This window comes from Citrobacter sp. 21OH12SH02A-Citro, from assembly GCF_027919895.1.
Taxonomy (GTDB): Bacteria; Pseudomonadota; Gammaproteobacteria; order Enterobacterales; family Enterobacteriaceae; genus Citrobacter; species Citrobacter braakii.
The window spans coordinates 3,075,593-3,088,930 of record NZ_CP114801.1 but is presented as its reverse complement, the minus strand read 5'-3'; the positions used below and the strand labels follow the sequence as shown (position 1 = coordinate 3,088,930).

11 protein-coding genes are annotated in these 13,338 nt (G+C 50.1%); 5 read left to right on the top strand and 6 right to left on the bottom strand.

What is annotated here, in order from left to right; translation table 11 throughout:
• Positions 1-4: 4 nt before the first annotated feature.
• Both O6D90_RS15060 and O6D90_RS15055 read right to left on the bottom strand, forming a co-directional pair.
• The gene (locus O6D90_RS15060; RefSeq protein ID WP_016156112.1) at positions 5-1,270 is read right to left on the bottom strand and encodes a PTS ascorbate transporter subunit IIC; all 1,266 of its coding nucleotides are present in this window, start codon (positions 1,268-1,270) and stop codon (positions 5-7) included.
• Positions 1,271-1,286: 16 nt separating this feature from the next.
• On the bottom strand, positions 1,287-1,562 hold the full coding sequence (locus O6D90_RS15055; RefSeq protein WP_016152439.1) for a PTS sugar transporter subunit IIB: 276 nt from the start codon (positions 1,560-1,562) through the stop codon (positions 1,287-1,289).
• A gap of 121 nt (positions 1,563-1,683) precedes the next feature.
• Here O6D90_RS15055 and O6D90_RS15050 point away from each other — a divergent pair, with 121 nt between their 5' ends.
• A complete protein-coding gene (locus O6D90_RS15050; protein ID WP_016156113.1) occupies positions 1,684-2,532 on the top strand; it encodes a MurR/RpiR family transcriptional regulator in 849 nt (282 codons plus the stop codon).
• Positions 2,533-2,589: 57 nt separating this feature from the next.
• Here O6D90_RS15050 and pflA read toward each other — a convergent pair whose 3' ends face one another.
• The 4 genes from pflA to ycaO form a co-directional block, all read right to left on the bottom strand.
• Entirely contained in the window at positions 2,590-3,330 is a 741-nt protein-coding gene (pflA, locus tag O6D90_RS15045) for a pyruvate formate lyase 1-activating protein (protein ID WP_003035751.1), read from the bottom strand.
• Positions 3,331-3,515: 185 nt separating this feature from the next.
• On the bottom strand, positions 3,516-5,798 hold the full coding sequence (gene pflB, locus O6D90_RS15040; protein WP_016152441.1) for a formate C-acetyltransferase: 2,283 nt from the start codon (positions 5,796-5,798) through the stop codon (positions 3,516-3,518).
• 59 nt (positions 5,799-5,857) lie between these two features.
• Positions 5,858-6,715 carry a formate transporter FocA gene (focA, locus tag O6D90_RS15035; protein ID WP_003831909.1) on the bottom strand — a complete coding sequence of 286 codons (858 nt, stop codon included), beginning with the start codon at positions 6,713-6,715 and terminating at the stop codon, positions 5,858-5,860.
• Between the two features lie 404 nt (positions 6,716-7,119).
• Entirely contained in the window at positions 7,120-8,880 is a 1,761-nt protein-coding gene (gene ycaO, locus O6D90_RS15030; RefSeq protein ID WP_016152442.1) for a 30S ribosomal protein S12 methylthiotransferase accessory factor YcaO, read from the bottom strand.
• Between the two features lie 136 nt (positions 8,881-9,016).
• Here ycaO and O6D90_RS15025 point away from each other — a divergent pair, with 136 nt between their 5' ends.
• The 4 genes from O6D90_RS15025 to cmk all read left to right on the top strand — a co-directional run bounded on the left by O6D90_RS15025 (position 9,017) and on the right by cmk (position 13,279).
• Entirely contained in the window at positions 9,017-9,709 is a 693-nt protein-coding gene (locus O6D90_RS15025; RefSeq protein ID WP_016156114.1) for a DUF421 domain-containing protein, read from the top strand.
• Positions 9,710-9,921: 212 nt separating this feature from the next.
• Positions 9,922-11,010: a 3-phosphoserine/phosphohydroxythreonine transaminase gene (gene serC, locus O6D90_RS15020; protein ID WP_016152445.1), complete on the top strand. Its 1,089-nt coding sequence runs from the start codon at positions 9,922-9,924 to the stop codon at positions 11,008-11,010.
• Between the two features lie 68 nt (positions 11,011-11,078).
• The gene (gene aroA / locus O6D90_RS15015) at positions 11,079-12,362 is read left to right on the top strand and encodes a 3-phosphoshikimate 1-carboxyvinyltransferase (RefSeq protein ID WP_016156116.1); all 1,284 of its coding nucleotides are present in this window, start codon (positions 11,079-11,081) and stop codon (positions 12,360-12,362) included.
• A gap of 233 nt (positions 12,363-12,595) precedes the next feature.
• Entirely contained in the window at positions 12,596-13,279 is a 684-nt protein-coding gene (gene cmk, locus O6D90_RS15010; RefSeq protein WP_016152447.1) for a (d)CMP kinase, read from the top strand.
• Positions 13,280-13,338 lie beyond the last annotated feature (59 nt).

The following is a 13,338-nucleotide window of genomic DNA, read 5'->3' as shown; positions in this document are numbered from 1 at the left end:
CTTATCAGGGCAACATTTTGCCGATGTAATAAACCACTAAGCCGAGGGCGACAAAATCTGTCTCCGGGAAGCTAGTACCGGACAATCCCACCGATTCCATGATGGGATAGATGAGTGCCGGGCCAATACCAATTAATATGCCAGTGACAAAGCTACCGGCGATGGCCCCTTTCCAGCCTCCTGACGCATTACCGAAGACGGCGGCGGTAGCACCAATGAAGAAGTAGGGGATGGCGACGGGGATAATGACCGTTTGCCCAATTGATGCGAGTACCCCCATAACCACCAATCCACCCACAAAGGAAGAGATGAAACCTAAAACGGTGGCGGTTGGGGCATACGGAAAGACGACTGGACAATCCAGTGCGGGTTTGGCGTTCGGGATAAATTTTTCAGAGATGCCCAGAAATGCCGGGACTATTTCTGACAACAGCAAGCGAACTCCGGTGATGATGATATAAAGCGATGCGGTAAACGTGAGTGACTGGAATAGCGGATAAACCAGCCAATGCATTCCACCGGCGGCGGCCGTTACCGCTTCTTCGCCTGCGGCAAGCGCCGCGATGTAATAGAAAATACTGACAGAGATGGACACGGAGACGATGTAGTCTTTAAAAATCCCCAACCATCCGGGAAGATTTAGCTTTTCTGTTGACTGCTTAGGATCGCCCACTTTCGAACCGATCCATCCCGATAGCGCGTAGGCCAGAGTAACGTAATGACCCATCGCAATTTCATCATTACCGGTAATCTTACGCATCCACGGCTGAGCAATAGCTGGATAGACACAGGCCGCAAGCCCCAGCAGTATGGAACCGACGATGATTGTTGTCACATCGCTGTAGCCAAGCGCCTTAAGCGTAACGGTTAAGAGGGCAGACAGATACAGATTATGTTGACCCGTCAGGAAGATGTATTTGAACGGTGTTACGCGGGCAAAAAACAAGTTCCAGCCGAAACCAACGACCATGATGAGTGAAACGCACATGGCAAACTTGGTTTGTGCCAGCCCAGTTAACGCTTCGGCTAACGGCATCACACCTTTTAGACCGAATCCATCGCTGAATAAGGTCTGAAAATTACCTAAGGATGTCACCGCAATCCCTGCTCCGCCGGCAAATACCAGAAATCCGACGATGGTTTTAAAGGTACCAGAAAGCACTTTTTCGATGGGCTTACGCTGGATAAGCAAACCAATTAGCGCAATAAAGCCAACTAAAAGTGGGGTTACACCCAAAATGTCGAATACAATGAACTTTAGGAGATCCATATTTCCCCCGGAGAGGTTAGTTGTTTTGAACAACGCTGGTGAGCGCAGATTCCATTTCTTCGCTGTTCATCAGATCGGTGATACCGATTGCTCTGAACCCGGCGGCTTCTACCTCATCGGTCAGGTCGCTCATGGTGATCACGAAGTCGATGTTTTGCCAGGTTCGTAGCCCTGACAGGACATCGTGTTCAAGATCGATATCCCAGCCATGTTTATCGATGACTTTTTGGGCTTTGATTTTCAGCATTAGCGAACTGCCCATACCGGTACGACAGACGATTAGACCTTTCATTAGACGTTCTCCTGTTTGTAAAAATAATTATTTTTAATTATAATTGGTGCGATAAAAATTATTATCGCAAAGCCGGGCAAAGTATGTGACAGCATTTGCATTTTGTGCAAAAAGGCGAAAAATGAGTCAAATAGATACTAATTTATTGATTAACATAAGAAATGGGGCTTCAGAGCTGAGTCCGATCCTGGAAAAGGTAGGGCGTTTTATCACTGAAAATCCTGATTTTGTGATGCGGCATACGATAACCGAGCTGGCCGATTCTATTGATACCAGTGAGGGGAGTATCACTCGTTTTTGCCGTGCCTTTGGTTTTAAGGGGTTTTCTGATTTCAGAACGGCTCTTGCACTGGAGCAAGGAGCTGCACGGCCGAATGATGGAGGAAGTGAGGAGACGGCGGCGGTACTGGCAAGCGTTTGTGACAGCAATGCCATCATTGACAGCAAAGAGTTGCAGGCGGTTGCGACCTGGTTAAATCAGCTCAGTAATATTGCAATTTATGCGGTAGGTACTGCGGTGCCGGTGGCGTTATTCCTGCAAATCAATCTGGTGCAGATGGGGAAAATAGCCAGTTATATCGACCGATTTTATCCGGCGGCTATCTCTCCGTTGGCGGACAGCCAAAAAACAGGGATTATCGTTATTCATACAGAACAAGTCTCTACCGATATGATGCAGTCGCTGACGCTAGCGAAGGAACAAGGCATAAAAATTCTCTCGTTAACTCGCGGATCGTTTGCGCCATTAAATCGGCTTTCTGACTGGAATTTGCAGGCGGCGGTTGCGTTACAGGGGGAAGGTGAGTCTGGTTTTGCTGAAATTGCTGGTGCGATGATGGTGGCGGATCGCATACTCAGTGCTCTGGAAGAGCAGGATGAGCGTTACGTGCAGTGTCGTAAAGCACACCAGAAACGTATTTTCTCTATTGAAAGCGTGACCAATAAACTTTCAGAATATTTTATGTCGTAGGCATCGAACGTTGGCGTCGCGCTACTCAAGCAGAGCGCTGCGACGCCGTGGTCGTCATTAGTACATCACTTTATGACCATACTGCTCAAGAATGCCTTTCACGCGCTCCATGGTCTCTTTCTTCGGTGGCTTAACACCGTCAAGTTTGTACTCTTCACCCATTGCCACCCATTTGTGTTTGCCCAGCTCATGGTATGGCAGCAGTTCGATTTTCTCTACGTTGCCCATATCGCGGGTAAACTCGCCCAGGCGGTGCGCGGAGTCGTCATCGTCAGACCAGCCAGGCACAACGACGTAGCGGATCCACACCTTGATGTCTTTATTGGACAGGTAACGTGCGAACTCAAGCGTACGATGGTTAGATACGCCCACCAGATTCTGATGGATTTCATCATTCATCTGTTTGAGATCGAGCATCACCAGGTCAGTGACTTCCAGCAATTCATCAATCACCGGATCGTAGCGGCGAACAAAACCGTTGGTATCCAGACAGGTATGAATACCTTCTTTTTTACAGGCACGAAACCAGTCGCGTACAAATTCAGCTTGCAGGATAGCTTCGCCACCGGACGCTGTCACACCGCCACCGGAGGCGTTCATAAAGTGGCGGTAGGTCACGACCTCTTTCATTAACTCGTCGACGGTGACTTCTTTGCCGCCGTGCGTATCCCATGTGTCACGGTTATGACAATACAGGCAGCGCATCAGGCAGCCCTGGAAGAAGGTAATAAAACGGATGCCCGGGCCATCAACAGTGCCACAGGATTCAAAGGAGTGAATGCGACCAATAACTGACATTGCGGTGTTTCTCCAGGTGTGGCCCATCCGGGGCCAGTGTTAGTGCACAGTTATTAACTGTGTCGAGTCTGTTTTGGCTGCTATCCATAAGTATAGATAGCTGACAAAGCAGGCTATTAAAAAGGCCCCACTTACGTGGAGCCTTTATTGTACGCTTTTTAAAGTACGATTTCAGTCAAAACCAATTACATGGTCTGAGTGAAGGTACGAGTAATAACGTCCTGCTGCTGTTCTTTAGTCAGGGAGTTAAAACGTACTGCGTAGCCAGAAACACGGATGGTCAGCTGCGGATATTTTTCCGGATGTTCCATCGCATCCAGCAGCATTTCACGGTTCATGACGTTCACGTTCAGGTGCTGACCACCTTCGATGGACGCTTCGTGGTGGAAGTAACCATCCATCAGACCAGCCAGGTTGGTCTTACGAACTTCGTCGTCTTTACCCAGCGCGTTCGGAACGATAGAGAAGGTGTAAGAGATACCATCTTTAGCGTAAGCAAACGGCAGTTTAGCAACGGAGGTCAGAGAGGCAACAGCACCTTTCTGGTCACGACCGTGCATTGGGTTAGCACCCGGTCCGAACGGCGCGCCAGCACGACGACCATCTGGGGTGTTACCGGTTTTCTTACCATAAACCACGTTAGAGGTGATGGTCAGAACAGACTGAGTCGGGATAGCGTTACGATAAGTAGTCAGTTTCTGAATTTTCTTCATGAAACGTTCTACCAGGTCAACCGCCATGTCATCAACGCGAGAGTCGTTGTTACCAAACTGCGGGTATTCGCCTTCGATTTCGAAGTCGACAGCCAGACCGTCTTCGTCACGAATCGGTTTAACTTTCGCATATTTGATTGCAGACAGGGAGTCAGCAGCAACGGACAGACCAGCGATACCACACGCCATGGTGCGGATAACGTCACGGTCGTGCAGCGCCATCAGAGAGGCTTCGTAGCTGTACTTGTCGTGCATGTAGTGGATAACGTTCAGTGCAGTGACGTACTGTTTAGCCAGCCAGTCCATGAAGTGATCCATGCGCTCCATAACTTCGTCGAAGTTCAGAACGTCGCCTTTGATCGGTTCAGATTTAGGACCAACCTGCATTTTCAGTTTTTCATCAACGCCGCCGTTGATTGCGTACAGCATGGTTTTCGCCAGGTTTGCACGCGCACCGAAGAACTGCATTTGTTTACCAACAACCATCGGGCTTACGCAGCAAGCGATAGCGTAGTCGTCGTTGTTGAAGTCCGGACGCATCAGGTCATCGTTCTCGTACTGCAGAGAAGAGGTGTCGATGGACACTTTAGCGGCGAATTTCTTGAAGTTCAGAGGCAGTTTTTCAGACCACAGAACGGTGATGTTCGGCTCCGGAGAAGGACCCATGGTGTACAGGGTGTTCAGGAAGCGGAAGCTGTTTTTGGTAACCAGAGTACGGCCATCAACGCCCATACCACCGATAGATTCAGTTGCCCAAATCGGGTCACCGGAGAACAGTTCATCATATTCAGGGGTACGCAGGAAACGAACCATACGCAGTTTCATGACCAGGTGGTCAATCATTTCCTGAGCGTCTTGCTCGGTGATTTTGCCTGCTTTGATATCACGTTCGATGTAGGCATCCAGGAAGGTGGATACGCGACCGAAGGACATTGCTGCGCCGTTCTGAGATTTAACCGCGGCCAGGTAGCCGAAGTAAGTCCACTGGATAGCTTCCTGAGCGTTGGTTGCCGGACCAGAGATATCGCAGCCATATTTAGCAGCCATTTCTTTGATTTGACCCAGTGCGCGGTGCTGTTCAGCAATTTCTTCACGCAGACGGATAGTGGCTTCCAGGTTTACGCCGTTTTCCAGATCGGACTGCAGAGAGACGAACTGAGCGTATTTGTCTTTCATCAGGTAGTCGATACCGTACAGCGCAACGCGACGGTAGTCACCGATGATACGGCCACGGCCATAGGCATCTGGCAGACCAGTCAGAACACCGGATTTACGGCAGTTCAGAATGTCTTTGGTGTAAACATCGAATACGCCCTGGTTGTGGGTTTTGCGGTATTCGGTGAAGATTTTTTTCAGCATCGGGTCCAGTTCGCGATTGTACGCTTTGCAGGAACCTTCAACCATTTTGATGCCGCCAAACGGAATGATCGCACGTTTCAGCGGAGCTTCAGTCTGCAGACCAACAATTTTCTCGAGCGCTTTGTTGATGTAGCCAGCGTCGTGAGAAGTGATGGTAGAAGCAACGGAGGTGTCAAAGTCAACAGGCGCGTGAGTGCGGTTTTCCTGTTTAACGCCTTCCATCACGCTGTCCCACAGTGCAGTGGTCGCATCAGTTGCGCCAGCCAGGAAGGACTCGTCACCCTCATACGGAGTGTAGTTTTTCTGAATGAAGTCACGGACGTTTACTTCATTCTGCCAATCACCTTTGGTAAAACCTTCCCAGGCTGTGGCTAACTTTTCATTAAGCTCGGACATGTAACACCTACCTTCTTAAGTGGATTTTTTATTTACTGCGTGTAATGGGCATCATCAGATTAATGATGATCGTTACCACGCAGATAAATGACCCAGTATGTCAACCCGACCAACAAACCGCCGCCGATAATGTTGCCGATCGTAACCGGAATCAGGTTATCGGTGATGAAATTCATCACGGTCAGGTGAGAAAAATTCTCCGGAGAAGACCCAACAGCGGTCCAGAATTCCGGGGTGGCGAAATCGCGAATTACAATACCCATAGGGATCATAAACATGTTTGCGATACTGTGCTCAAAACCGCTGGCAACAAACATTGCGACCGGTAATACCATGATAAACGCTTTGTCCATCAGGCTGCGACCCGAATAGCTCATCCATACTGCCAGACACACCATCAGGTTCGCCAGGATGCCAAGACTTACCGCCTCAACAAAAGTATGGTGCACTTTGTGGTCGGCTGTTTGCAGGACGTTGAGACCCCACGCGCCGTTAGCGGTCATATACTCGCCAGAAAGCCACATGAGTAACACGAAGATCAGGGCGCCAATCAGGTTGCCGACATAAACGTTAAGCCAGTTTTTAGCCAATTGGCCCCAGGTGATGCGACCACTGGCTTTCGCTACGACAATCAGTACGGTTGAGGTGAAGAGGTCTGCACCGCAGACAACGCAGAGAATCAGCCCCAGGGAAAAGCAGATACCACCTACTAGCTTCGCCATGCCGAAAGGCATTGTGCCGGTACCGGTTGTGGCGGTGATATAGAAAACAAAGGCAATTGAAATGAATACACCGGCAGTAATTGCCAGATAGAACGTCTTAAGCGGATGTTTCGTTGCTTTATAGACGCCTGCTTCTTCGGCAACTTTGGCCATTGCAGCAGGAAGAATAAGATCAAAAGGGTTGTCAGCTTTCACACTAACTCTCTCTTTATTAAGTCGGCGACGAGATACTAACAAAGCATTATAGATGAGAATTTGATATAGATCATATCTCGCCTGGCTTATAGGCCCGTAAGGCGCATGGTTTTTATGCGATTACGGTGTAACTTGTTGATTATCCAAATAAAAATAAATTTTAAAAATTATAAAGTGAGTTGAATTTTTTCTTTCTGTCTCCTCTGGGGCGGTTAATTAAAATGGAGTAATTGAGATAAAAAACCACATTAATAAGCTAATTTTCTTAATATCAACTACTAATATTTAACCTTGTTTTTACATTTATTTTTTGATTTGACCAAAATAAAAAACAGGGCGCATTAAGCGCCCCGTAATATAGCCCAGACAATACCTTTAGCCTACTCAGCGCAGGCTGATTGTCACTATTTTGACCAATGTGCTGCTTTCGCGCGCTGCAGTTTTTCGTAAGCTTTCAGCAGAGACTGATGCGCCGGGAAAGCCTGCAGATCGTTATCAACAGTTTGAAGCCCGTAGAACGGCGCTTCGCCACTTAATGCTGCACTTGCGGCTTCAACCGCCTCGGCACCGTACATGCGCACAAACGCGTTCAGATATTGTAGCGGCTGACGATCTTCTTCCTGAGATAGCAGCAGCAGCGTTTGCAGACAGCGGTAGTAGTTGGCACGTTCAGCGCTAAAGACAGAGGCGTTGAATTCCATCGTCCATTCTGTCCAGACCAGCGCCTGCTCCAGGTCGCCGCCGGCCAGCGCCAGCATCACTTTAAGCTCGCCAATGCGCAGGGTGTACCAACCGTTATCCGCACCTGTTGCCAGACCGAGCAGCTCGCGTACGCGGGTGAAGTCGTCAAAGCCTTCTTCATCCAGTTGTTCGATCAGATTGAGATAGTCTTCTTTATCCCATTCACTGCCCGGGAGCGAGAGAATAGTGTCACGCAGATGGGCGCCCATGGCGTTGTTGGCTAACCACAGATCTTCAGCCGGATAGATGTCAGACATTCCCGGAACAATAATGCGGCACGCGTAAACGCTCAGGTGCTCGTAGTCGGCGATATACACTTCTTTATCTTCAGCATTGAAGATGGCCATCAGGGTGGCGAACTCTTCTTCGGTGGTACCGGAGAAATTCCAGTCAACGAACGGATAGTCAGCATCCTGCTTGAACAGATCCCAGGAGATCAGGCCGCTGGAATCGATGAAGTGAGTTTCAAGGTTAGTGTGTTCAGCCACTTCTTCGTCGTCAAAGGTTGGTGGGGTGAAGACATCAAGATCTTTCAGACCACGGCCCTGCAGCAGTTCAGTGACAGTACGCTCCAGCGCAACGCCGAAATCCGGGTGCGCACCGAAGGAGGCAAAGCAGGTACCATTGGCCGGGTTGAACAGGACAACGCAAATCACCGGATACTTGCCGCCCAGCGAGCCATCGTAGGCGAAAATTGGGAAACCTTCCGCTTCCAGTTTGGCGATGGACTCCACCACTGCCGGGTAGCGCGCCATGACTTCGGCCGGGATTTCCGGCAGGCTGATGCTTTCCGCAATAATACGGTTCTTCACATGACGCTCAAAGACTTCAGACAGGCCCTGAACGCGCGCTTCGTTTCGGGTGTTACCCGCAGACATGCCGTTAGAAACGTACAGGTTGCCAATAATATTCATCGGAATATAGACGGTCTGGTTATCCGACTGACGGGTAAACGGTAGGCCACAGACCCCACGTTCTTCATTACCGGATTGCAGATCGATAAGCATGCTGCCAGTCAGTTCGTTGTCTGGATCGTAAAACGCACGCAGACGAGCATCCAGTAGACCTTCAGGTACGTCGTCTTCTTCAGTCAACGGGAACCATTTTTCGTTCGGATAATGCACGAATGGACCGTTGGCGATGGTTTCACCCAGCCAGAAATCCGCAAAGAAATAGTTAGTCGACAGACGCTCAAAATATTCGCCCAGCGCGGAAGCCAGCGCCGCTTTTTTCGTCGCGCCTTTACCGTTGGTGAAGCACAGCGCGCATTCTTTGTCGCGAATATGTACAGACCAGACGTTAGGGACGGGATTCAACCACGAGGCTTCTTCAATTTGAAAACCAAGGTCGAGCAATTTTTGCTGGAAGCGAGCGATGGAGTCTTCCAGAGCGGCATCTTTGCCAGGGATAAATGTTTGCGTCATGAAAATCACTTTTGTCGTACGGAAAGCGCGCAATGATACGGGTTTTAAATGAATGGCGCTATCGTCGCCGGAGTTCAGACGTAAATAAAAGTATTAGCTATGCTTTCCTACAGCCAACCACGTTTAGAGCATAATAATGAAAGCTTTCGATTTACACCGAATGGTACTGGATAAGGTGCCCATGGATTTTCTGGGAGAAGTTGCTCTGCGCAGCCTCTATACCTTTATATTGGTTTTTCTGTTTTTAAAAATCACCGGACGTCGCGGCGTACGCCAGATGTCGCTTTTTGAAGTGCTGATCATCCTTACGCTGGGGTCCGCGGCGGGAGACGTGGCATTTTATGATGATGTCCCGATGCTGCCGGTGCTGGTGGTCTTTATTACGCTTGCCGTGCTGTATCGGCTGGTTATGTGGCTGATGGCGCATAGCGAGAAAATGGAGGATTTGCTGGAGGGCAAGCCCGTTGTGATCATTGAGGACGGCGAGCTGGCATGGTCGAAACTCAATAGCGCCAATATGACGGAATTCGAATTCTTTATGGAATTGCGTTTGAACGGCGTGGAGCAATTGGGACAGGTGAGACTGGCCATCCTGGAGACTAATGGGCAAATCAGCGTCTATTTCTTTGCTGATGAAGACGTAAAGCCGGGGCTCAGTATTTTGCCTAAACGCTGCACACAGCGATTTAAAGTGATACCTGAAGCTGGGGACTATGCCTGTATACGGTGTAGTGAAGTGGTGCAAATGAACGCCGGAGATCATCAATTATGTCCACGCTGTGCAAATCCAGAATGGTCGAAGGCCAGCCGGGCAAAACGGGTCACCTGACAGCGAAAATCTCGGTTTTTACCCGTCAATCCGATAGATTCTGTTGTGTGACCAATGACACATTTTTACCCTGGTCAGTTTTACCCATTGCGGCGCGTGTCACTGAATGATAAAACCGATATCCACAGGAATAACTTATACCAATGTCTGTCACCGGATTATCGCCAATGACAGGATGTTGATTGGACAACAACACAACGTGGTGAGGGGAAATGGCTCAGGTCTTCAATTTTAGTTCAGGTCCGGCAATGTTACCGGCAGAAGTACTTAAACTGGCTCAACAGGATCTTCGCGACTGGAACGGTCTTGGCACGTCGGTGATGGAAATTAGCCACCGTGGCAAAGAATTCATCCAGGTCGCAGAGGAAGCGGAGCAGGATTTTCGCGATCTTCTCAGCATCCCCTCCAACTATAAAGTGTTGTTCTGCCATGGCGGTGGGCGCGGGCAGTTCGCGGGTATCCCGTTAAATATTCTGGGTGACAAAACCACGGCGGATTACGTCGATGCCGGTTATTGGGCCGCCAGCGCAATTAAAGAAGCGAAAAAATACTGTACGCCAAACGTTATCGACGCCAAAGTCACCGTTGACGGACTGCGTGCTGTTAAGCCAATGAGCGAATGGCAGCTTTCTGACAACGCGGCGTATTTGCACTATTGCCCGAATGAAACCATTGATGGCATTGCGATCGATGAAACGCCGAATTTTGCCAGCAATGTGGTGGTTACGGCGGATCTGTCCTCTACCATTCTTTCCGCACCGCTTGACGTGAGCCGTTATGGCGTAATTTATGCCGGGGCGCAGAAAAACATCGGCCCGGCCGGGCTGACCATTGTCATCGTACGTGAAGATTTGCTGGGTAAGGCTCATGTGTCATGCCCGTCAATCCTCGACTATACCGTGCTGAATGACAACGACTCCATGTTCAACACGCCGCCAACCTTTGCCTGGTATCTGTCTGGCCTGGTCTTTAAATGGCTGAAAGAGCAGGGCGGTGTTAACGCGATGGATAAAATTAACCAGCAAAAAGCGGAACTGCTGTACGGCGTAATCGATAACAGCGATTTCTACCGTAACGACGTGGCAAAATCGAACCGTTCACGCATGAACGTACCGTTCCAGCTTGCTGACAGCGCCCTGGATAAACTCTTCCTGGAAGAGTCTTTCGCTGCGGGTCTGCACGCGTTGAAAGGGCACCGTGTGGTCGGCGGTATGCGCGCGTCCATCTACAATGCAATGCCGCTAGAAGGTGTAAAAGCGCTGACCGATTTCATGGTCGATTTCGAGCGCCGCCGCGGTTAATCTGCTGTATTTTCATCCCCACAGCCAGTCTGTGGGGTTTTTATGTCTGTTTTTGAGAGTCGAGTTTCATGGAATCCCTGACGTTACAACCCATTGCGCGGGTGGATGGCACCATCAATCTGCCTGGATCCAAAAGTGTTTCTAACCGCGCTTTGCTGCTGGCTGCATTAGCAAATGGCACCACTGTCCTGACCAACCTGCTGGACAGCGATGATGTCCGCCATATGCTTAATGCTCTGAATGCGTTAGGAATTAGCTATACCCTTTCTGCCGACCGTACGCGTTGCGAGATTATCGGCAATGGCGGCGCGCTGCATGCCGAAGGCGCAGTAGAACTGTTCCTTGGCAATGCCGGAACCGCAATGCGCCCACTGGCCGCTGCGCTGTGTCTGGGCAGTAATGACATCGTGTTGACAGGCGAACCGCGCATGAAAGAGCGCCCGATTGGCCATCTGGTTGATGCGTTACGCCAGGGCGGAGCCAACATTGAATACCTGGAGCAGGAAAACTATCCGCCTTTACGTCTGCGCGGTGGCTTTACCGGAGGACAGGTTGAGGTAGACGGCAGCGTATCCAGCCAGTTCCTGACTGCGTTGCTGATGACTGCGCCACTGGCGCCGCAGGATACGACGATCGCCATTAAAGGCGAGCTGGTATCCAAACCTTACATTGATATCACACTGAACCTGATGAAAACGTTTGGTGTTGAAATTGAGAATCAGAACTACCAGCGCTTTATTGTGCAGGGTCAGCAGCAGTATCAGTCACCGGGTGCATATCTGGTTGAAGGTGACGCTTCTTCCGCTTCCTATTTTCTCGCAGCAGGAGCCATTAAAGGCGGTACGGTAAAAGTCACCGGGATTGGCCGAAACAGTATGCAGGGTGATATCCGCTTCGCTGATGTGCTGGAAAAAATGGGCGCGACCATTACCTGGGGCGATGACTTTATTGCCTGTACTCACGGTGAGCTGAACGCGGTAGACATGGATATGAACCATATTCCCGATGCCGCGATGACCATCGCCACGGCAGCGCTGTTCGCTAAAGGCACCACGACTTTACGTAACATCTATAACTGGCGCGTCAAAGAGACCGACCGCCTGTTCGCGATGGCGACTGAGTTGCGTAAAGTGGGCGCGATCGTTGAAGAGGGCGAAGACTATATTCGCGTTACACCACCGGCGACGTTACAGTTTGCGGAGATCGCGACCTACAACGATCACCGCATGGCGATGTGTTTCTCGCTGGTGGCGTTGTCTGACACGCCGGTGACCATTCTGGACCCTAAATGTACCACCAAAACCTTCCCGGATTATTTCGAACAGCTGGCGCGTATTAGTATACCTGCCTGATCCTCACATCTGACGATCGCGCTCCGCATATTCGTGAGCGCATCGCTGCAGATAAAAAGTAAATCAGTGTCATCTTCCGGGCTGGTTTCTCGCCTGCCCGCTATAATTGCGCAATTCTTCCTCACATCGTTACAGACTAATCGGGTTTTTACACTCTGTGTTAACGATTATTAGCGTTGGCGCGTATAATGCGCGGCGTTCACGTTAACGTATGCCCGTTTAAGGAGAAAAAGATGACGGCAATTGCCCCGGTTATTACCATTGATGGCCCAAGTGGTGCAGGAAAAGGCACCTTGTGCAAGGCAATGGCGGAAGCATTGCAATGGCATCTGTTAGATTCAGGCGCGATCTACCGCGTACTGGCGCTCGCAGCGTTGCATCACCATGTTGATGTCACATCTGAAGATGCTCTGGTACCGCTTGCCTCACACCTGGATGTGCGTTTTATCTCAACGGACGGCAACCTGGAAGTCATTCTGGAAGGTGAAGATGTCAGCGGCGAAATCCGCACCCAGGAAGTAGCGAATGCCGCATCTCAGGTCGCTGCGTTTCCTCGCGTACGCGAAGCGCTGTTACGCCGCCAACGCGCGTTTCGTGAAGCGCCCGGTCTGATTGCCGACGGACGAGACATGGGGACCGTGGTGTTCCCGGATGCACCAGTGAAAATTTTCCTGGACGCCTCCTCGCAAGAACGTGCGCATAGACGTATGCTACAGTTGCAGGAAAAGGGCTTTAGTGTTAACTTTGAACGCCTTTTGGCCGAGATCGAAGAACGCGATTTCCGCGATCGTAACCGTGCTGTAGCGCCGCTGGTTCCCGCTGCTGATGCTTTAGTTTTGGATTCAACCCGATTAAGCATTGAGCAAGTGATTGAAAAAGCGTTACAATACGCGCGCCAAAAACTGGCACTCGCTTAAGTGCGACCGAATTTGCAGTACCCCCGTTGCAATGGATTGACAGCGGGTATGTTAAACAA